The organism is Pseudomonas sp. Kh14 (genome assembly GCF_900291005.1).
In the GTDB taxonomy this organism is placed as follows: Bacteria; Pseudomonadota; Gammaproteobacteria; order Pseudomonadales; family Pseudomonadaceae; genus Aquipseudomonas; species Aquipseudomonas alloputida.
Window position 1 is genome coordinate 1 of record NZ_OLKJ01000170.1, and the last position, 259, is coordinate 259.

The 259-nt window shown below is 47.5% G+C and carries 1 protein-coding gene; it reads left to right on the plus strand.

Annotation, left to right across the window (positions count from 1 at the left end; all coding sequences use genetic code 11):
• A partial coding sequence (locus FQ668_RS27720) for a phosphoenolpyruvate hydrolase family protein (protein WP_144180809.1) occupies positions 1–259 on the plus strand: 259 nt, incomplete at both ends.

Sequence of the window (259 nt, forward strand, 5' to 3'; positions counted from 1 at the left end):
ATATGGACCTTCTCACGTGTCCTTATGTCTTCAATGAAAACGATGCCGTAGAAATGACCAAAGCAGGTGCAGACGTTATTGTGGCTCATATGGGCTTGACAACCAAAGGTGCTATTGGAGCAAGAACGGCATTAACACTTGATGACTGTGCAGAGCGTATTCAAGCCATACATGATGCGGCGAAGAGCGTGAACCCAAATGTCATGGTTATTTGCCACGGTGGCCCCATTGCGGAGCCTGAGGATGCACAGTACATTTT